15 protein-coding genes are annotated in these 19,437 nt (G+C 70.5%); 6 read left to right on the top strand and 9 right to left on the bottom strand.

Translation table 11 applies throughout. The annotated features are described in order from the left end of the window. Positions 1–40: 40 nt before the first annotated feature. The 4 genes from ACQEUX_RS16640 to ACQEUX_RS16625 are packed head-to-tail and all read right to left on the bottom strand — an operon-like array spanning position 41 to position 5,390. On the bottom strand, positions 41–2,176 hold the full coding sequence (locus ACQEUX_RS16640; protein ID WP_433048088.1) for an alpha-galactosidase: 2,136 nt from the start codon (positions 2,174–2,176) through the stop codon (positions 41–43). Continuing rightward, entirely contained in the window at positions 2,173–3,087 is a 915-nt protein-coding gene (locus ACQEUX_RS16635; RefSeq protein WP_433048085.1) for a carbohydrate ABC transporter permease, read from the bottom strand. The genes ACQEUX_RS16640 and ACQEUX_RS16635 overlap by 4 nt, the downstream gene beginning before the upstream one ends. Then, a complete protein-coding gene (locus ACQEUX_RS16630) occupies positions 3,084–4,040 on the bottom strand; it encodes a carbohydrate ABC transporter permease (RefSeq protein WP_433048082.1) in 957 nt (318 codons plus the stop codon). Before ACQEUX_RS16630 ends, ACQEUX_RS16635 begins: the two co-directional genes overlap by 4 nt. A 21-nt stretch (positions 4,041–4,061) precedes the next feature. Beyond that, positions 4,062–5,390 carry an ABC transporter substrate-binding protein gene (locus tag ACQEUX_RS16625; RefSeq protein ID WP_433048079.1) on the bottom strand — a complete coding sequence of 443 codons (1,329 nt, stop codon included), beginning with the start codon at positions 5,388–5,390 and terminating at the stop codon, positions 4,062–4,064. A 282-nt stretch (positions 5,391–5,672) separates the two neighbouring features. Between ACQEUX_RS16625 and ACQEUX_RS16620 the strand changes: the two genes are divergently transcribed. From ACQEUX_RS16620 to ACQEUX_RS16610, 3 genes are all read left to right on the top strand, one after another. Beyond that, a complete protein-coding gene (locus tag ACQEUX_RS16620) occupies positions 5,673–7,676 on the top strand; it encodes a beta-galactosidase (protein WP_433048076.1) in 2,004 nt (667 codons plus the stop codon). 41 nt (positions 7,677–7,717) lie between these two features. Then, positions 7,718–8,494, top strand: a complete 777-nt coding sequence (locus ACQEUX_RS16615; RefSeq protein ID WP_433048073.1) for a DeoR/GlpR family DNA-binding transcription regulator — start codon at positions 7,718–7,720, stop codon at positions 8,492–8,494. Between the two features lie 261 nt (positions 8,495–8,755). Further along, positions 8,756–9,706, top strand: coding sequence for a sporulation protein (locus ACQEUX_RS16610; RefSeq protein ID WP_433048070.1), 951 nt, complete (start codon positions 8,756–8,758; stop codon positions 9,704–9,706). A gap of 68 nt (positions 9,707–9,774) precedes the next feature. Here the strand turns inward: ACQEUX_RS16610 and ACQEUX_RS16605 are convergent, their stop codons facing one another. Further along, positions 9,775–10,059 carry a hypothetical protein gene (locus ACQEUX_RS16605; RefSeq protein WP_433049889.1) on the bottom strand — a complete coding sequence of 95 codons (285 nt, stop codon included), beginning with the start codon at positions 10,057–10,059 and terminating at the stop codon, positions 9,775–9,777. 263 nt (positions 10,060–10,322) lie between these two features. Continuing rightward, positions 10,323–12,365 carry a glycerophosphodiester phosphodiesterase family protein gene (locus tag ACQEUX_RS16600; protein WP_433048067.1) on the bottom strand — a complete coding sequence of 681 codons (2,043 nt, stop codon included), beginning with the start codon at positions 12,363–12,365 and terminating at the stop codon, positions 10,323–10,325. A 191-nt stretch (positions 12,366–12,556) separates the two neighbouring features. Here ACQEUX_RS16600 and ACQEUX_RS16595 point away from each other — a divergent pair, with 191 nt between their 5' ends. Beyond that, on the top strand, positions 12,557–12,979 hold the full coding sequence (locus tag ACQEUX_RS16595) for a hypothetical protein (RefSeq protein WP_433048064.1): 423 nt from the start codon (positions 12,557–12,559) through the stop codon (positions 12,977–12,979). Between the two features lie 75 nt (positions 12,980–13,054). On the opposite strand, the gene ACQEUX_RS16590 is transcribed toward ACQEUX_RS16595, so the two are convergent. After that, entirely contained in the window at positions 13,055–15,349 is a 2,295-nt protein-coding gene (locus ACQEUX_RS16590; protein WP_433048061.1) for a HelD family protein, read from the bottom strand. Between the two features lie 146 nt (positions 15,350–15,495). Between ACQEUX_RS16590 and ACQEUX_RS16585 the strand changes: the two genes are divergently transcribed. After that, the gene (locus tag ACQEUX_RS16585; protein ID WP_433048057.1) at positions 15,496–16,131 is read left to right on the top strand and encodes an SGNH/GDSL hydrolase family protein; all 636 of its coding nucleotides are present in this window, start codon (positions 15,496–15,498) and stop codon (positions 16,129–16,131) included. Between the two features lie 77 nt (positions 16,132–16,208). On the opposite strand, the gene ACQEUX_RS16580 is transcribed toward ACQEUX_RS16585, so the two are convergent. Next, positions 16,209–17,267 (bottom strand): IS110 family transposase, encoded by a 1,059-nt coding sequence (locus ACQEUX_RS16580; RefSeq protein ID WP_433046162.1) that lies wholly within the window; start codon positions 17,265–17,267, stop codon positions 16,209–16,211. 256 nt (positions 17,268–17,523) lie between these two features. Beyond that, positions 17,524–18,663 carry a LolA family protein gene (locus ACQEUX_RS16575; RefSeq protein ID WP_433048054.1) on the bottom strand — a complete coding sequence of 380 codons (1,140 nt, stop codon included), beginning with the start codon at positions 18,661–18,663 and terminating at the stop codon, positions 17,524–17,526. Between the two features lie 97 nt (positions 18,664–18,760). Between ACQEUX_RS16575 and ACQEUX_RS16570 the strand changes: the two genes are divergently transcribed. Continuing rightward, positions 18,761–19,417, top strand: a complete 657-nt coding sequence (locus ACQEUX_RS16570; protein WP_433048051.1) for a response regulator transcription factor — start codon at positions 18,761–18,763, stop codon at positions 19,415–19,417. Positions 19,418–19,437: the final 20 nt, after the last annotated feature.

Here is a 19,437-nt window from a genome sequence, read left to right as displayed (position 1 = left end):
CCCTTCTCGACACCCCGGCAGAAGATTCCCCGGAATCTTTTCAGTCGACGGCGTCGACCTCCAGCACCAGGCTCTGCTCCGGGTGCAACGCGGGAAGTTGCACGCCCACCCGGGCCAGTGCCGCCCCGGTGAGGGTGACACCGGCGCCCAGCCAGGCCGGCGCGGACCGGTCGATGGTCGCCGGGGCCGGTACGCCGGACACCGGCCGCACCCGGTAACGCCGACCCGGGTCGAGGCCGGGCAGGCGTACCGCACCGGGAGCCTGCGCCACCGAGGTGACCAGCCGAGCGACCGCGTACACCGCCCGGCCGTTGTCGTGGTCGACCACGCCGTGTGCCCAGACGGCCGGGTCCGGGTGGTCGACCCGGACCACCCGGCCGGCGTGCAGCAGCGGGCGGAGCCGCTTGTGCAGCGCCACCCAGGCGGCCAGCTCGGTCTGGTCGTCAGTGCTGATCGAGGCGATGTCCCACTCGATGCCGTGGTGGCCGAAGAGCGCGGTCGCGGCCCGGAAGCCGAGGTCGTGCACCCGGTTGGTGGTGTGCGAGCGCTCCGGGCCGATGTGCGTGCCGATCAGCTCCGGCGGCAGCAGCAGCCCCGTCCAGCGCTGGATGCTGAGCCGTTCCAGGGCGTCGTTGCAGTCGCTGGCCCAGACCCGGTCGGTGCGGGCCAGGATGGCCAGGTCCACCCGGGCGCCGCCGGACGAGCAGCTCTCGATCTCCACGCCCGGGTGGCGTCGGCGCAGCTCGTCGAGAAGCCGGTAGACCGCCAGGGTCTGCCCGTGCACCCCGGGGCGGCCGTGGTGCCCGGCCTCGGTGAGGTCCCGGTTCTGGTCCCACTTGAGATATCTGATGCCGGGGTGCGCGCTGAGCAGCGTGTCGAGGCGTTCCAGCACGTAGTCGTACGCCTCCGGGCGGCCCAGGTCGAGCACCTGCTGGTTGCGCCACGACGGCGGCAGTCGTCCCGGTACGGCCAGCAGCCAGTCGGGGTGAGCGCGGAACAGGTCGGAGTCGGGGCTGACCATCTCCGGCTCGACCCAGAGGCCGAACTGCAGGCCCCGGCCGGTCACGTGGTCGATCAGCGGTTGCAGGCCGTCGGGCCAGACGCCGTCGTCGACGTACCAGTCGCCGAGGCCGGCGGTGTCGTCGCGCCGACCGCGGAACCAACCGTCGTCGAGCACGAACCGCTCCACGCCGATCTGCGCGGCCCGGTCGGCGAGCGTCCGCAGCCGGTCCAGGTCGTGGTCGAAGTAGACCGCCTCCCAGACGTTGAGGGTGACCGGGCGGGGGGAGCGCGGGTGCCCGGGGCGGGCCCGCAGATGGGTGTGCAGGACGTCGCTGAGCCCGTCGAGCCCGGCGTCGGACCAGACCGCGTAGAGCAGGGGAGTGTCGTACGACTCGCCGGGGCCGAGCCGCACCTCACCGGGAGCCAGCAGTTCACCACCGCCGAGGGTCGACTCGCCGGTGGGCCGCCGCTCGGCGAAGGTGACGTGGTCGCCGCTCCACGCGGTGTGTACCGCCCAGACCTCACCGTGGCCGAAGCCGAACCCGGCGGTACCGGCCACCAGCAGCAACGTGGCGTCGTGCCCGGTGCGCCCGTGCCGGCCTTCCCGGACCCAGCTGCCCTGCTGCCACGAGTGCCGTTGCGGGGAGCGTTCCCGGCACCACCGGCCGGTCAGGTCGAGCAGTTCGGTGGCGACCGCCGGCACCGGCAGCACCGGAATCAGCTCGCGCAGCTCGTACGCGCTGTCACCGTCGTTGCGCAGCCGGTGGCGCAGCAGCAGCAACCCGGTCGGGTCCACCTCGATCTCCACCGCCAGCGACAGTTGCGCGCTCGGGTCGCTGGCCCGGACGGTCACCCGCGCCGAGGCCTCGGCGGGCTGGCCGACGTCGAGGCCGTCCAGCCGGAACGCCGTGGACCAGCCGGTGCCGTCGCGATGCCCGGCCAGGCCGGGCCGGCCGCCCCAGCCGGCGCTCGGTTCCGGCAGCAGGGACAGCACGGCGGGCTCGTCGAAGCTACTCGGCACCAGCGGCGGTACGGTCGCGTCGGCGAGCTGGCGCAGGCCCTCGTCGTCGAGGTCGCCGACGTCGCCGCCCCAGTGCGCGACCCGGGGCAGCCCCGGGCCGCGCGCGTCGAGCACCAGGCTGGTCCGCGCGCGGCGCAGGTGCAGGATGGTCATCCTTTGGAGGCTCCCAAGGTCAGGCCCCGAACGAAGTGCCGCTGGAGCATAAAGAAGATCACCAGGGTGGGGATCGCGACGAGCACGCTGCCCGCCGAGACCAGGTTGTTGTCGGTGAAGAACTCGCCGCGCAGGTTGTTGAGCGAGCTGGTGACCGGGAACTTGTCGCCGGTGCGCATCAGGACGGTGGCCCAGAAGAACTCGTTGTAGATCCAGGTCACCTCCAGAGTCGCCAGCGCGGCCAGGGCCGGCCGGCACAGTGGCATGGTGACCTGCCAGTACTGCCGCCAGATGCTCGCCCCGTCGACCATCGCCGCCTCGTACAGGTCGCGGGGAAGCGCCTTCATGTAGTTGCTGAGCACGAAGACGCAGAATCCACACTGGAAGGCGACGTTGATCAGGATCAGGCCCCAGTAACTGTCGTAGAGCAACTCCGAGTCGCTCATGAACTCCGGCAACGGCACCTCGGTGAACAGCCGGAACAGCGGGATGAGCAGCGCCTGCTGGGGCAGCAGGTTGGCCGCGGTGAACACCCCGAGCAGCACGATGTTGAGCTTCCAGCTGAACCGCGCGATGACGAACGCCACGCAGGAGGCGAGGAAGAGGGTCAGCAGCACCGCCGGCACCGTGATGTACACCGAGTTGAGGAAGTGCTGGCCGAACTCCGCCGTCCGCCAGGCGGTGACGTAGTTGTCGAAGGTCCAGCCACCGAACGAGACGTAACCGTTGGCGGCGGTGTAGTCGTACGAGCGCAGCGAGGTCAGCACCGCCCAGGCGATCGGGAACAGCCAGGCCAGCGAGACGGCGATGAGGAAACCGTGCAGCAGCATCCGCAGCGGGGTCATCCTGCGGCGGCGTTGCGGTGCGTCGGGCCCGCCCTCGGTACGTCGGGTGATGGTCGCGGCGCTCATTGCCGGTTCTCCCTCATCACGGTCGCCAGGTAGATGGTGATGAAGACCAGCGAGACGATCAGCATGATCGTCGCCAGCGCCGAGCCGAACCCGATCCGGCTCGCCTCACCCACGACGTTCTGGGTGACCAGCGCGGAGATCAGCTCCAACCCGTTGCGGCCCTTGTTGACCACCCAGACCAGGTCGAACGCGCGCAGCGACTCGATCACCGTCACCACGAGCACGATGATGTTGATCGGCCGTAGCACCGGGAACACCACCCGGAAGAAGGTGCGGGCCTCCGAGGCGCCGTCGACCGCGGCGGCCTCCCGCAGTGACGGGTCGACACCCTTCAGCCCGGCCAGGTACAGCAGCATGATGTACCCGACGTGCCGCCATCCGGAGGCGACCAGGACCGCCCAGATGTTGACGTTCGAGTCGCCGTACCAGTCGACGTTGCTGCCGAACACGGCGTTGATCAGACCCTGGTCGCGGGAGTAGAGCAGCTGCCAGACGAAGCCGATCAGCGCAAGTGAGAGGACCACCGGCAGGTAGAGCGCGGTCTGGTAGAAGCGGCTGCCGCGCAGCTCCTTGTCGAGCAGGACGGCCAGGAACATGCCGAACGGGGTGGCGACCACGAACAGCGCCGCCAGCCAGAGCAGGTTGTGCTGTACCGCCGGCACGAACGGCGGGTAGATGTTCACCACGTCGCTGTAGTTGCGCGCGCCGACGAACTCGATCTCGTTGAGTGGGCCGATGCCGTCCCAGTTGGTGCCGGAGAGCAGGACGGTGGCCGCCGCCGGCAGCCAGACGAACCCGGTGACGAGCAGCAGCGGGACGAGCACCATCAGCGTGATGACCACGCGGTCGGTGCGGGACAGGAGCCGTAGCCGCCGGCGACGACCACCCGTGGAGGGGGTCGCGGCCGGCGGTGGCACGGCGTGATCCGTTTGGATCAGGGGCAGGTCGGACACGATGTCCTCCCCCTTCCGCCGTCAGTCAGTGAAGATCGACTTCTTCTGGTTCTCGATGGACGACGTGAGCCCGCTGATGTCCTTGGGGTCCTTGATGAACTGCTGGAGCGCCGGGATGATCACCGTGGAGGCGAAGTCCGGCCGGGTGTCCCGGTCGAGGAACTGGGCGATCTCGGTGGCCGAGCCGACCAGTTCGGCGGCCTTCTTCTGCAACGCGGTGTAGGCGCCGACGTCCGCACCGGTGTTGGCGACCAGGACGGCCGGGTCGTTCTTGAGGTTGATGTCCGCCGCGGCCTTGCCGCCGAAGTACTCCAGCAGCTTGCGGGCGTTGTCCTCGTTCTTGGGCTTGCGGGCCATCATGTAGCCGTCGATCGGGGCGTCCAGCGCCTTGGCGCCGATGGACGGGTCGATCTCGGGGAAGGTGAAGAAGTCGAGGTCGTCCTGCTCGTCGTTGCTGAACTGCTGGCCGACGAAGAGACCGAGCAGGTACATGCCGCTCTTCTTCTGCTGCAACGACTGCGCGGCCTCCTGCCAGGTGCGCCCGAGGCTGTCCGGCTGGTGCAGCGGAAGCAGGCCGGCCCAGGTGTCGAAGACCTTCTTGACCTTGTCGGAGGTCCACGCCTCATTGCCGGCCATCAGGTCGATGTGGAACTGGTAGCCGTTGATCCGCAGGTTGAGGATGTCGAAGGTGCCCATCGCCGGCCAGCCGTCCTTGTCGGCGAAGGCGATCGGGGTCAGGCCGTCCTTCTTCATCTGCGCGCCGAGGTCGGTGAACTCGGTGATGGTCTTCGGCACCTGGTAGCCGTACTGCTGCCAGACCGACTTGCGGTAGAAGACCGCCCACGGGTAGTACGTCGCCGGAACGAAGTACTGCTTGCCGTCGTCGCCGGTCGATGCCTTCTTGAAGGCGTCGGAATAGCCGGAGAGCTTGCCCCACACGTCGCTGATGTCGCCGGCCAGGCCCTTCTGGGCGAAGAAGCGCATCCGGTAGCCGGCGAACCAGGTGAACACGTCGTCCGGCTTGCCCTGCAGGTAGTTGTTGATGTTCTCCTGGAACGTGTTGTGGTCGACCGTGTTCACCGCGACCTGGACGCCCGACGAGGTCTTGAACCCGTCGGTGACCTTGGCGAGGACGTCTTTCGGTTTTGGGTCCGACTGGTTCGAGCCGAGCGACACGTCCTTGCTGGACCCGCCGGAGCCGGAGTCGTCGCCGCAGCCGGCGAGCAGGCCGGTGCCGAGCAGCGCGCCGGTGCCGGCCGCGCCGGCCAGCAGCGAGCGTCGGTTGATGCCGGCTACGGATGACGGTACGAGCCGAGCCAGGTACTCGGCTTGGGATTGGGGACGGGACATCTGTGCCTCCTGCGGATGAAGAGGTGCTACGCCCAAGGGTCTTCGGGGTGGTGAAGGCAGGTCCGGCGTCGTGATCACACATTGGGATCCACCGAGAATCCACATTGGCGAACACGAACGGCCATTGGGGCCTCAAGCTACCCGTCAGTCGTGCGCTGTCAAGAGGGCAGTTCGCCTCTGATAACCCAGTCGTGACACGGCCGTTACAAGGTAAACGTTGGAAAGAAATCGATGTTGGAACCTGTTGACTTTGGTGTCCCGTCAGGTGCACCCTCAGCTCTCATGCGGCGATGGCAGGGTGACGGCATCTACTTCGGCGGCGACTACAACCCCGAGCAGTGGCCCGAGCAGACCTGGTCCGAGGACGTCGAGCTGATGCGTCGGGCCGGGGTCAACCTGGTCTCCGTCGGCATCTTCTCCTGGGCCCTGCTGGAGCCCACTCCCGGCCGGTTCGAGTTCGGTTGGCTGGACCGGGTGCTGGACCTGCTGCACGACGGCGGCATCCAGGTCGACCTCGCCACCGCCACCGCCAGCCCGCCACCGTGGCTGGCCCGCGCGTACCCGGAGACGCTGCCCCGCCGGGCCGACGGCGCGATCCTCTGGCCGGGTGGGCGACAGGCGTACTGCCCCAGCTCCCCCGTTTTTCGGGAGCGGTCGCTGGAGCTGGTCCGGGCGGTCGCCGGCCGGTACGCCGAGCACCCGGCGGTGGTGATGTGGCACGTCTCCAACGAGCTGGGCTGCCACAACGTGCACTGCTATTGCGACGTCAGCGCCGAGGCGTTCCGTGGCTGGCTGCGCGAGCGCCATGGCGACCTGGACCGGCTCAACGCCGCCTGGGGCACCGCGTTCTGGAGCCAGCGCTACGGTGACTGGGCCGAGATCAACCCGCCGCGCACCGCGCCGACCTTCGCCAACCCCACGCAGCAGCTCGACTTCCTGCGCTTCTCCTCCGACGAGCAACGCGCCCAGTTGCGCGCCGAACGGGACGTGCTCGCCAAGCTGGTCCGCCAGCCGGTGACCACCAACTTCATGATCGGTACGGGCGTCAAGCACATGGACTACCACTCCTGGGCCGCCGATGTGGACCTCGTCTCCAACGACCACTACCTGACCGCCGCCGACCCGCAGGCGCACCTCGGGCTGGCGCTCTCCGCCGACCACACCCGGGGCGTCGCCGGTGGCGATCCCTGGCTGTTGATGGAGCACTCCACGAGCGCGGTCAACTGGCAGCCGCGCAACGTGGCCAAGCTGCCCGGGCAACTGCGCCGCAACAGCCTCGCGCACGTCGCGCGTGGCGCCGACGGGGTGCTGTTCTTCCAGTGGCGCGCGTCCCGGGCCGGCGCCGAGAAGTTCCACTCCGCGCTGGTGCCGCACGCCGGGCCGGACACCAAGGTGTTCCGCGAGGTCTGCCAGCTCGGCGCGGACCTCAGGGCGTTGGCCGAGGTACGCGGCAGTCGGGTGGACGCCGAGGTGGCGATCCTGTTCGACTGGGAGGCCTGGTGGGGGGTCGAGTTGGATTCGCACCCCAGCGTCGACGTGCGCTACGCCGACCGCCTGACCGCTCTCTACGGCGCGCTGTGGCGGGCCGGCGTGACCGTCGACATCATCCACCCGTCGGCGGACCTCAGCGGCTACCGCCTGGTTCTGGCGCCGACCCTCTACCTGGTCCGGGACGCCGACGTCGACGCGCTGCGCCGGTACGTGGAGGCCGGTGGCACCGCCGCGGTCACCTATTTCAGCGGCATCGTCGACGAGAACGACCACATCCGGCTGGGCGGCTACCCGGGCGCGTTCCGGGAGCTGCTCGGCGTACGGACCGAGGAGTTCTTCCCGTTGCGCGAGGGCGAGCAGGTCCGACTGGACGACGGCAGCACCGCCGACGTGTGGACCGAGTGGCTGCACCCCGACGGCGCCCAGGTGCTCGCGTCGTACACCGACGGGCCCTTGCCGGGTGTGCCGGCGCTGACCCGGCACCGGGTCGGCGACGGCGCCGCCTGGTACGTCGGCACCCGGCTGGACGAGCCGGCCACGGACCGGCTGGTCGCCCGGCTCGTCGCCGAGGCCGGCGTCCGCCCGGCGGCGCAGGCGCCGACCGGGGTCGAGGTGGTACGCCGGCGGGACGGCGACCGGACCTGGTTGTTCGCGATCAACCACACCGAGGCGGAGGTACGGCTTCCGGTGCACGGCATCGAGCTGTTGACCGGGGCGCACTGCACCGGTGAGCTGACGCTGCCGGCCGGTGAGGTGGCGGTCGTCCGCGAGGATCGGACCGACGACCCGGCCTGACCACCCCGGCGACAGCCACGGCGCGAAGGAGGTTTTCCCAGATGCTCGCCCAGCAACGGCAGACCGCCATCCTCGATCTGATCCGTCAACGCGGCGGTGTACGGGTGAGCCAACTGGTCAGCCGGTTCGGCGTGTCCGACATGACGATCCGGCGTGACCTGGAGGTACTGGCCGAGCGCGGCCTGGTGGACAAGGTGCACGGCGGCGCGACGCTCGCCGGGCCCGGTTCGGCCGAGGAGCCCGGCTTCGCGGCGAAGTCGATCCGCCAGCAGGCGGAGAAGCGGGCCATCGCCGAGCGGGCGGCGACCATGGTGGAGCCGGGAATGGCCATCGCGCTCTCCGCCGGCACCACCACCGCCGCGCTGGCGACACTGCTCTCCGACGTACGAGGGCTGACCGTGGTGACCAACTCGATCCCGGTGGCCGACGCGCTCTACCAGAATCCGCGCGCCGACCAGACTGTCGTGTTGACCGGTGGTATCCGCACGCCGTCGGACGCGTTGACCGGGCCGGTGGCCGAGGCGGCGATCAGCGCGCTCAACGTCGACCTGCTCTTCCTCGGTGTGCACGGGCTCAGCCCACGGACCGGGTTCACCACGCCGAACCTGCTGGAGGCCGGGGTCAACCGCTGCCTGATCGGCGCCGCCCGCCGGCTGGTGGTGCTCGCCGACCACACCAAGTGGGAGACCATCGGCATCGCCACCATCGCCCCGCTGGAGGCCGCCGACGTGCTGATCACCGACGTCGGGCTACCGGCCGAGGCGCGCACCACGATCGGCGAACAGGTCGGTGAGCTGGTGGTTGTCGAGCCCGGCTAGGCGAGCCAGTCCGCGTCGATCGCGGAGTTGTGGTGGAGGAAGTCGCGAAAGCGCGTCTGACCGACTCGGGTTCACGGAAGTCGGGGTGTCCGGCTCGTGGGGATGCCCCGGTTTCCCGGAACCCGAGTCGATCAAGTGGCGCTGACGGACGCGCCGGCCGGACGGCACTTCACAGCCACCTCACAGGGGTGCTGGATAGGGTGCCGTTCGAGTCAACGTCCGACTCCAGCCTGGAGCGGTCGGCGTCGCACAGGAGTTCCGATGGTCTTCAAGAAGATGTTGAGCGCGTTCGGTGTGGGCGGTCCCAGCGTGGACACCGTGCTGACCAACCCCAACACCCGGCCCGGCCTGACCCTCGACGGGCAGGTCAACCTCGTCGGCGGCGACGCCGAGGCAGCCATCGAGCAGGTGGTGATCGGCCTGGTCACCCGGGTCGAGGTCGAAGGACACGACACCGAGTACGCGGGCACGATGGAGTTCCACCGAATGGCGGTCAGCGGTCCACTCCAGCTCGCGCCGAAGCAGCAGCTCTCGATCCCGTTCCAGCTGCCGGTGCCGTGGGAGACCCCGATCACCGACGTGTACGGCCAGCGCCTGCACGGCATGACGATGGGCCTGCGCACCGAGCTGGCGATCGCCCGCGCGGTCGACAAGAGCGACCTGGACCAGGTGGCCGTGCACCCGCTGCCGGTGCACGAGCGGATCCTCGAGGCGTTCCAGCGGCTCGGCTTCCGGTTCAAGCACGCCGACCTGGAGCGTGGCCACATCCGGGGCGTCCAGCAGACGCTGCCGTTCTACCAGGAGATCGAGTTCTTCGCCTCCCCGCAGTACGCGAACACGATCCGCGAGGTCGAGCTGACCTTCGTGACGAGCCAGCGCGGTGTGGAGGTCATCCTGGAGTGCGACAAGCGCGGCGGGTTCCTCAGCGCGGGGCACGACGCCTTCGGCCGCTACCAGGTGTCGCACACCGACGCTGACCGGGTGGACTGGGCGCAGGTCGTCGACGGTTGGCTGCGGGAGACCACGTCCCGCTACGGCAGCCTGCGCTCTCAGTACGGCCCGAGCCACGGGCACGGCCACAGCCGTGGGCACGGGATGGGCGGAATGGTCGCCGGAGCGGCGCTCGGCGTCGCCGGCGGCATGATCGCGGGCGAGATGATCGAGGACGCGTTCGAAGGCGACTTCGGCGGAGATTTCGGCGGCGACGAGTAGTAGTCGCACACAGACGACGGTGGCCTCCGGGAGAGTTCTCCCGGAGGCCACCGTGCGCTGTGAACCGGTCAGTGCCGGGCCTTGCGCTCCTCGCCGCTGCGCCAGTTGCTGCCGGCCTTGGCCAGGCCTCGGCTACCGAGGTAGCCCAGCGTCAGCAGGGTGATCAGGAACCAGGCGTTGTCGGCCCGGAAGATGTCCACCCCAGCCGAGTTCTTCCCGACGACCTGCGAGGCGCCCAGTACGGCGGCCACCGCGATCAGGTAGATCCAGAACTCGGTGGTCTTGAACGCCTGCTTGGTCTCCGTACCGGGTGCCTGCATGTCGTTGCGACGCCCGTCGTGCATGATCGGCATCTGCTGCGTCTCCCGCATCGCGGCGGGATGCTGCGGGTCGTTCATGGGCCGGTTCATCGGCCGGGTGGAAGCAGCCTGCGTGCTCATCTGGTCCTCCTCAGGATGCGATGAGTCGTACCTGCATTCCCTCGCCCCGCTACCGCGTTTCGGCCACGGCACGGTTCGCTTTCACGGCGGGGACACCCCCCGACTACCCGAGGCCCGGCAGCAGGTAACACCGACCGCCGGCCGGAAATCCGGCCGGCGGTCGGGTGGTCAGCGGGTCAGCGCAGGCCGTTGCGGATCGCGACGCTCACCAGAAGGTCCGGGTCGTCGGTGATGATGCCGTCGACGCCCAGGTCGATGACCCGCTGCATCACCTTTGCGTCATCGACGGTGTACGGGATCACCTTCAGGTCGTACCGCGTCTGCAGGGTCCGGACGTCCGGTCCGTGGAAGTACGCCGGGTTCTCCCGCAGGTACCAGTCGGCCGAGGCCACGGTGCCCTGCTTCGGGTCGTGCACCTGCCAGTTGGCGGACACTGTGCCGGCGCCCGCGGCCCGGGTCAGCTTGCCCAGGTCCTGGTACTTCCACCAGTCCAGTCCACCGGTCCACGGGCTCTTCACCGAGGGGTTGCCGTAGACCGCCTGCAGCGAGCACTCGTCAGCGAGGGTCGCGCACTCGGCCGGGCCGTACTGCCAGACCAGGCCGACCGTGCCGATCCGCCGGTCGAGCTGGCGGGCGTAGGTGATGGTGCGCCAGTCGAACGACTGGATGGTGGCCCGGTTGGTGAAACCGGCACGCTGGACCGCGTCGACCAGCTTGCGGGTGAAGCTGCGGTACGGCTCGGTGTCGTTCACCACCGGGCTGATCTTCGTTTCGATGTTCATTCCGACGTCGGTGCGGCCACTTGCCTTCACCAGGGCGAAGACCTCGTCCAGGGTCGGGATCCGGGCACCCGGCGCGGGCACCTGCGCGGGCAGCTCGGGCAGGGTCTTCGTGCCGCAGTCGACGGTCTTGAGCTGCGCCAGGGTCAGCTCGTGTACCGGCTTGCCCACGTAGGGGAACTGAGGGTCACCGGGGCGTACCGGGGCGGTGTCGATGCAGTGCGACCCGTTCACGGTGCGGTCGTGCAGCACCACGAGTTTGCCGTCGGCGGTCACGCCGGTGTCCAGCTCCAGCGTGGAGATGGCCCGGTTGGACAGCGCGTTCGAGAACGCCGGCAGGGTGTTCTCCGGCTGGGTGGCCCGACCGCCGCGGTGCGCCTGGATGTCGAACGGCGCCGTGTACGCCTTCGGCAGCTGGTAGCCGCGCTGCGCCAGCAGGCCACGCAGCCGGTCCGGGTAGTCGGTGATGATGCCGTCCACGCCGTCGTCGATCAGCTTGGCCATGGTCGGCACGTCGTCGACCGTCCACGGGATCACCTTGATCCCGTAGCGGTGCGCCTGGGCGACCATCTCCTTGGTGACGTACGGCTTGTAGCCGGGGTCGGTGACCGTGCCGTTCTGCGGCATACCGTGCACCGGCGAGAAGGCGCTGGCGCCGAAGCTGCGGATGGCCCGGATCGGGTCCCCGCCGAAGTCGTCGATGTCCAGCCCGCCGAGCCACGGCGAGGCGCCCGGCTGGCCGGTCTGAAGGAAGTCGTAGTTGGTCAGGGCCACCAGCGGCAGCTTCGGCTCGACCTGGCGCATGCGCATCAGCGCGCCCCAGTCGAAGCTCTGGATGGTGACCTGCTTGAGCAGCCCGGCGGCACGGACCTCGGCCGCGGTGACCCGGACGAACTGCTCACGGGGCGCGGTCTCGGTCGGCGCGCCGGCCTCCACCTTGGTCTCGACGTTGAGCTTCACGTCCTTCGCCTGGTAGCGGTTGACCAGCGCGAAAACCTCACGCAGCAACGGCATCCGGGCCCCCGGGACGGCCACCTGGCCGGGCTTGTCCGAGAGCGTCTTCGAGCCGCAGTCGAGTGAGCGCACCTGGGCCAGGGTGAGCGTGTTGACGTACTTCCCGACGTACGGGAACTCCGGGTCGCCGGGCGTCACCGGGGTGGTGTCGACGCACTTGGTGCCGCTGATCTTCCGGTCGTGGGTGACCACGGCCTGGCCGTCCTCGGTGATCTGCACGTCCAGTTCGAGGGTGCTCACCCCGAGCTGGAGGGCGTTGCCGAAGGAGGCGAGGGTGTTCTCCACCCGCAGCCCGAGGCCGCCCCGGTGGGCCTGCACGTCGAATGTCCGGTCCGGTCGCGGCTTCGCCTGGGCGGGCACCGCGAGCCCGGTCGTCACGGTCGCGGCCACCAGGGCCGCGACTGCGGTACGCCGTACTGTGCGCACGCTGTCATTCCCTCCTGTCGGCGGGCATCTCCCACCGGTCGCCGGACAGCATGGACATCGTCGGCGGCGTGCAGGCGGCCAGCGGGCGGCGTGGCGGTGAACCGCCGTGGACCACCTCCCGGTCACACCGGGTTTGGCCGGCCGGTGGTCGGGCACGCAGTCAGTTCCACAGCTTCTGCGAGGTGATGGACGTGCGTGAGGACGACATGCGGCAGGATGCCGCCCGCCAGGCCGAGGATCGGATCGCTGGCGGCGTGTACGGCAAGGGCGCCGTCGACGAGGTGACGGTGCCTCGCACCGATGTGCAGAGCCAGATCCAGCGCGACGACCCGGACGATCCGGCGAAGGTACGGGTCGATCCGCAGGTGCTGCGCGACGGTGGCCCCGTCGGGGGGCAGGGCGCGGTCACCACCACCGGTGGCACCGCCGGTCCGGCGAGCGTGCGCCGGGTGGCGCGGCAGCCGGAGCGGCACCGGGGCAAGGTCGCCCCGACGACGACCGGCGATGCCACCACCGGCGGCCTGAGCACCCCGATGGGCGGCGGCACCAGCGACCAGTCCACGTCCGCGACCGGTCCGGCCAAGTCCATCAGGGACCGGACGGTCGGCGACTGACCTACCGAGCGACGCCACCGCGCCGCCCCCGCCGATTACTCGTTCGGCGGGGGCGGCGCGGCTCTCGGGGTCCGGTCAGTTGCTGGGGCGCAGGATGCCCAGGCGTTGGGTCGCGCGGGTGAGCGCGACGTACAGGTCGCTGCGTCCGCGTGGCGACTCGGCCACCATCCGGTCCGGGTCGACGACCAGCACCGAGTCGAACTCCAGCCCCTTGGCCTGTGCGACGGTCAGCACCACCACCCGGCTCTCCAACTCCGGATGCTCGCCCACGGCGGCCTCCGGCAACGCGGCGGTCACCGCCGATCCCAACTCGTCGACCCGACCGGCCGGCACGAGTACACCGAGCCGGCCCTCGGTCAGCCCGGCTGCCTCCCGGGCGGCCGCCGAGACGAGTTCCGCCGCCAACTGCTCGTCGGGCACCGCCCGGTCCCACGGGGGTACGCCGCTCTCCCGCACCGAGCGCGGCGGCCGCAGTGTCGGGTCGATCTCGGCCAGCACGTCGGCGGCGACCGCCATGATCTCGGCGGGGGTGCGGTAGCTGACCGTCAGCTCGGTCAGCCGCCACCGCTGTGCCACGTACGGGCTGAGGGCGTCCGCCCAGGACGGCGTGCCGCTGAGCGCGCCGGTCTGCGCGACGTCCCCGACGATGGTCATCGACCGGCTCGGGCAGCGGCGCATCAGCAGGCGCCAGGCCATCGGGGACAGCTCCTGCGCCTCGTCCACGATGACGTGGCCGAACGCCCAGGTCCGGTCGGCGGCGGCCCGCTGCGCGGTGGTGAGGCGGTCGGACTCCTCCTGCCGTTCCAGCAGCCGGTCCGCGTCGATCAGGTCGGTCACGCCGAGGATCTCACCGCCCTCGGCCTCGTCCTCGACGTCGATCGAACGGGAGCCCCGGGCGATCTCGAGCACGCCCTCGGCGTACTCCCGTTCCATCATGCGGATGCGATCCCGGCGGGCGGCGGCGGCCCGCTCGTCCTCGCCGAGCAGTTCGGCGGCCTCGTCCAGCAGCGGTACGTCGGCCGGCGTCCAGCCACCCGGTTGCCGATGGAGCAACGCCCCCTCCTCAGCCGTGAGCATCGGCGCGGCGGTGGCGATCCGGTCCGGGTCGGCGTACAGGTCGGCGAGCAGGCGCTGCGGAGTGAGCACCGGCCACAGCCGGTCGAGGGCGGCCCGGATCTCCGGTTCGTCGCGCAGCTCCCGGCGGATCTCGGCCCGGTCGGCCTCGTCGAGCAGGTTGTCCCCACCCAGCGGGTCGGCGCCGATCCGCTCGGCAACCTGATCGGCGAGCGCGTGCACGATCTCCACGTCGAACAGCGCCCGTGCCAGGTTGTGCGGCCGGTCGGTGCGGCGGACCCGGTCCCGGGCGGTGCGCACGGTCTCCGGGTCGAGGGTGAGCACCTCCCGCTCGACTTCGATCTCCAGTGGCTCGTCGGGCACCCACTGCCGGTCCCGTACGGCCAGCGCCAGCACCTCGGCCAGCACGGCCCGGCCCTTGAGGGCGGCCGTCTCGGCGGGCTCCGCGCGCTGGGCGCTCACCCCCGGGAAGAGGTCGCCCTGGGTACGCAGCAGCACGCCGGTCTCGGCCAGCGTCGGCAGCACCTGGGAGATGTAGCGCAGGAAGGTCGCGTTCGGGCCGACCAGCAGCACGCCCCGGCTGGAGAGTTCGCGGCGGTGCGTGTAGAGCAGGTACGCCGCCCGGTGCAGCGCGACGGCGGTCTTGCCGGTGCCAGGACCGCCCTGGACGACCATCACGCCCGGCAGCTCCGCACGGATGATCTCGTCCTGTTCGGCCTGGATGGTCTCGACGATGTCGCGCATCCGGCCGGTGCGACCCGCGTTGAGCGCGGCGAGCAACGACGCCTCACCCGTCAGCTCCTCGTGGGCGCCGGGGGAGGCGGTGTCGATGTCGAGCACCTCGTCGTTGAGGCCGGTCACCTTGCGCTGGCGGGTGCGCAGGTGCCGTCGGCGGCGTACGCCCTGCGGGTTGGCGGCGGTGGCGAGGTAGAACGGGCGGGCGGCGGGGGCCCGCCAGTCCATCAGCAGCGGGTCGTAGTCACCACTGGTGTCGAAGATGCCGATCCTGCCGATGTAGTGGCGGGAGTCGTCGTCGCCGTCGAGGCGGCCAAAGCAGAGCCCGTTCTCCACGGCGGAGAACTGCTCGACCTGATCGGCGTACATCGCTACCGAGCTGTCCCGCTGCGAGCGGTCCTGGAGGGTGCCGCCGGTGTTGCGCAGCTCGGCGGTGAGCCGGTGGGCGGCCTGCTCACGCAGCCCGTCCAGCCGGTCGTAGAGCATCGAGACGTACTCCTGCTCGCGACCGATCTCGTCGTCGAGCGGCAATTCGCCGGAACCGCCGGAGTGCCTTGACAAGCCGTCTCCCTAAAGATTAGAATCGTTTGCAGGAACGGCTTTTAGCCGTTCTTTTTTGTGTCCTCGAACTGTTGAAGATAGCGCGTTCCGTCGGTTCTCACCAAGCCGGGCGGGTCGGCGCGCCGGTGATCGCGAGGTGACGGCGGATGCTCCTGCGAACCGGGCAACGGGTGGTCTTCATCGGCGACAGCATCACCGATTGTGGCCGGCGCGACGCCGCCGCGCCCTACGGCAGCGGCTACGTCAGCCTGGTGCGTGCCCTGGTCGGCGCGCGGCACCCCGAGCTGGAGCTGGAGTGGATCAACCGGGGTGTGAGCGGCAACACCGTCCGCGACCTGGCGGCCCGCTGGGATGACGACGCCATCGCCGAGCGCCCCGACTGGCTCTCGGTGCTGATCGGTATCAACGACATCTGGCGGCGCTACGGCGACCGGTCGGACGAGGCCGTCGGCATCGACGAGTACGAGCGCACCCTGCGTGACCTGCTTCGTCGGGCGGTTGCCGCCACCGGCTGCCGGCTGATCCTCGGTGACCCGTTCCTCATCGAGGCGGACCGTCGCGACCCGCAACGCGCCGAAACCGACCGGTACGCGGCCGTGGTGGCGGGGCTGGCCGCCGAGTTCGACGCGGTGCACGTGCCCAACCAGGCTGCGTTCGACCGGGTGCTGGCGGTCAGCCCGGCGAAGCGCTGGGCCGACGACCGGGTCCATCCGCACCTGCCCGGCCACGCGGTGCTCGCCGACGCCTACCTCACCGCCCTCGGCGCCACCGCCATCCCCTGACTCCGGCACCGGCCGGACACGACGACGCCGGGCCGACCGGTGGGTCGACCCGGCGCGCGAGCACCGGTAGGACGCTCCTATGCCGGGTCAAGTGTTTGGGGTGGGGTTTCGAGGCGTCGGTAGATTTCGCGGGCGACGTAGCGTTTGAGGCAGCGTTTGATCTCTCGGTCGGTTTTGCCTTGGGCGCGGCGCCGTTCGGCGTAGGCGCGGGTGTCCTGGTCGCGTTGTAGGCGGGTCAGGACGATGGTGTGCAGGGCGCGGTTGAGTTGGCGGTCGCCTGAGCGGTTGAGCCGGTAGCGGATGGTCTTTCCTGATGATGCGGGGATCGGGGCGGCGCCGGCGAGCATGGCGAACGCGGCGTCGTTTCGGCAGCGTCCGGGGTGGGACCAGGCGGTGAGCACGGTGGCGGCAACGATCGGTCCGACTCCGGTGAGGTCGAGTAGGTCGGGTCGCCAGGAGCGGACGATCGTGCGGATCGCCCTTTCGTGTTCGGCGGCTTCGGCTTCGAGGAAGCGGACGCGGCGAGCGAGGTCGCGCAGCACGGTCAGGCAGGTGAACACGTCGATATCCGCGCTGCTGGAGGGGCGTAGTCGGGTGGCGGTGGTGAGCATGGCCCGGGTGCTCTGGCCGCGGAAGCGGGCCCGCACCACCTCGGGAGCGGTGATCACCAACGCGTGCAGCTGCCGCTGAGCGTCAGCACTGGCTTCCACGGCCGCTCGGCGGGCGGTCAGCCGCACCTGCAGTGCTGCTCGTTGCGCGCCGGTCTTGGGCTGCGCCAGCCGCGTGCGGGCCAGGGCGTCGCGGGCGGCGCGTTCGGCGTCGATCGGGTCAGACTTCGCCCCGGCCCGGCGGGCCGGTCGCAGCGGCCGGTCCAGTTCGACGAGCAGCTCACCGGCATCGGCCAGGTGTCGGGCGAGGCCGGCGCCGTAGCCGCCGGAGCCCTCGAGGGCCCAGGCCCGCAGCCCTGAATGCTGTCCGGCCAGGGCCACCAGCTGCGCGTAGCCGTCTGCGTCGGTGTTGACCGTGATCCGCGCCAAGACCCCGCCGGTGCGGGTATCGAGCAGCGCAGCGGTGTGGGTGTCTTTGTGCGTGTCGACGCCGATGACGACCTCGACCAGATCTGCCAGCATGGACATGCGTTCTCTCCTCACCGTGGGGACGCAAAGGTCCGGTCCGGTGCGGAGATGGCAGGACTGTGATGAGACACGCCAGCCGCTAACTGGCGGTCAAGCTCCTGATCAGGCCAAACGTCTCCCGCCGGGCCGGCGCCGGCAGCAGCGGACGGACAAGTCCAGCCAAAGGCACAAAGCCAGTCAGGCCAAGAGTCACGCCCACCACTGCCAGCTATCAGCTCACCACTGCTGAACCGACCCCGCCATGCTCACAGTCAGGTCAGCCGCGGGCGACCTGGTAGAGCCGCTCCGGCGTGACGGCGCCGGCGAGCACCCGGCCGTCGTCGGTGAGCAGGACACTGAACAGCTTGCCGGTGAGCAGCCGACCACTGCCCCAGTCGCCGCTGACCGCCGGCAGCGCTCCGAGCAGCTTGGGCACGTCCACGTCCACGTCCACGTCCGGCGCGCCGGCAGCCGGTGGCACACCCGGCTTCGCGTCGGCCGGTTTGCCGCCCAGGGCACGGTCGAGACGGGCGACCAGCACGGTGGTCCAGCCGGAGCCCACTGCGCGTACCTGCGGATCACCCGCCGGGCCGACGCGGGCGGGCTTGCCCGCGGCCGGCCGCTCCGTCTTCTCCTCGGTGACGGTCACACCGGGCGGCGGGTTGAAGGTGAACTGGTCGGCGTCGGGGCGGCGGTAGTCGACCTGCGTGAAGGCCACCTCGAACGCCGGCTGGTCGCTGCCCTTCGCGAGCACCTCGAAGCGCAGCGGTACGTGCTGCTTGGCGTCGATGGCGATCCGCAGCTGGTGCACCAGGGAAGCGCTGTCGCGCGGCTGGAGCACCAGCTCGTACGCGTCCTGCCCGGCGACGGTGGCCGACCGGCCGACGCTGACCTCGGTGCTCGGGTCGATCGCGCCCAACGCCAGGTCGGCGGCCTGCTGCGGGGTGGCCGGCATGCTCGGCACGGCATCCGGAGCCGGCTTCTCGGCCCCGGCGTCGCCCAGCGTGCGGTGGCTGGCGGTGTTGGTACGGCTCTGCCAGGTCCACAGGTCCCGGCCGTTGCGGATCACGTCCTGCTCGCCGAGGGTGTCCAGCAGCGCGACCCGCTGGCGATCCGGGCCGGAATACCAGACCCGCAGGGTGTGCGTGCCGGTCAGCAGGGTGGTCAGCTCGTTGCCGGGGACCAGCCCGACGAGTGGTGGCAGGCCGAGGTCGGCGCGTTGCACGACGGTCCCGGACAGACCTTCCAGCCGGGAGGTCTGCAGGTCGACCAGGAGCTGAGCGGCGGTACGGGGCGGCAGGCTCGGCTCGGCCTCGGCGGCGAACGTGCCGATCGCCGCGCCACCGCCGATGACGGCGACGGCCGCGGTGGCCGGGACCAGCCAACGAAGGACGGGACGGCTTCTCAGAACGGACATGGTGTGGCACCTCCTTCGGCCATCCTGCCCCCTCGGCGCTGTGAACGTGCTGAGGACGCCGAACCGCCACGATTGACCCGGGTGGCACCCTTGACTCGTGCGGTTGCTGGTGGTGGAGGACGAGGCCCGGTTGGCGGCTGCCCTGCAACGTGGTTTGCAGGCGGAGGGGTTCGCGGTGGATGTGGCGGGGACCGGCCCGGCCGGCCTGGACGCGGCCCGGCACGGCGGGTACGACGCCATGATCCTCGACGTGATGCTGCCCGGCCTCTCCGGCTACGAGCTGGTCCGGCGGCTGCGCGCGGAGCAGCACTGGTTGCCGGTGCTGATGCTCTCCGCCAAGGACGGCGAGTACGACCAGGCCGACGGCCTCGACTGCGGCGCCGACGACTACCTGACCAAACCCTTCTCGTACGTGGTGTTGCTGGCCCGGCTACGGGCGCTGCTGCGTCGGGGCGCGCCGGAACGTCCGACGGTGCTGGCGGTCGGTGACCTGCGACTCGATCCGGCCCGTCGACGGGTGACCCGGGCGGACGCCGAGGTGGCGCTGACCGCGCGGGAGTTCGCGCTGCTGGACTACCTGATGCGCAGGCCCGGCCAGGTGGTCTCCAAGACCGAGTTGCTGGACCACGTCTGGGACGCGAGCCTGGACACCGCGCCGAACGCAGTCGAGGTGTACGTCGGCTACCTGCGCCGCAAGCTCGGCCGGGACCGGTTGGAGACGGTCCGGGGTGCCGGTTACCGGCTGGCGACGTGACCGTCGACGGCCCGGCGCGC

Origin of the sequence: Micromonospora sp. CA-259024, from assembly GCF_050936255.1 — a bacterium.
In the GTDB taxonomy this organism is placed as follows: Bacteria; Actinomycetota; Actinomycetes; order Mycobacteriales; family Micromonosporaceae; genus Micromonospora.
The sequence above is the reverse complement of the archived record's forward strand: the minus strand, read 5'-3'. Positions and strand labels throughout refer to the sequence as shown.

Coding starts and splice junctions, on each gene's coding strand:
- ACQEUX_RS16640 (WP_433048088.1), bottom strand. CDS start 2,176: ATGACCATCCTGCACCTGCGCCGCGCGCGGACCAGCCTGGTGCTCGAC.
- ACQEUX_RS16635 (WP_433048085.1), bottom strand. CDS start 3,087: ATGAGCGCCGCGACCATCACCCGACGTACCGAGGGCGGGCCCGACGCA.
- ACQEUX_RS16625 (WP_433048079.1), bottom strand. CDS start 5,390: ATGTCCCGTCCCCAATCCCAAGCCGAGTACCTGGCTCGGCTCGTACCG.
- ACQEUX_RS16620 (WP_433048076.1), top strand. CDS start 5,673: ATGCGGCGATGGCAGGGTGACGGCATCTACTTCGGCGGCGACTACAAC.
- ACQEUX_RS16615 (WP_433048073.1), top strand. CDS start 7,718: ATGCTCGCCCAGCAACGGCAGACCGCCATCCTCGATCTGATCCGTCAA.
- ACQEUX_RS16610 (WP_433048070.1), top strand. CDS start 8,756: ATGGTCTTCAAGAAGATGTTGAGCGCGTTCGGTGTGGGCGGTCCCAGC.
- ACQEUX_RS16605 (WP_433049889.1), bottom strand. CDS start 10,059: ATGCCGATCATGCACGACGGGCGTCGCAACGACATGCAGGCACCCGGT.
- ACQEUX_RS16585 (WP_433048057.1), top strand. CDS start 15,496: ATGCTCCTGCGAACCGGGCAACGGGTGGTCTTCATCGGCGACAGCATC.
- ACQEUX_RS16580 (WP_433046162.1), bottom strand. CDS start 17,267: ATGTCCATGCTGGCAGATCTGGTCGAGGTCGTCATCGGCGTCGACACG.
- ACQEUX_RS16575 (WP_433048054.1), bottom strand. CDS start 18,663: ATGTCCGTTCTGAGAAGCCGTCCCGTCCTTCGTTGGCTGGTCCCGGCC.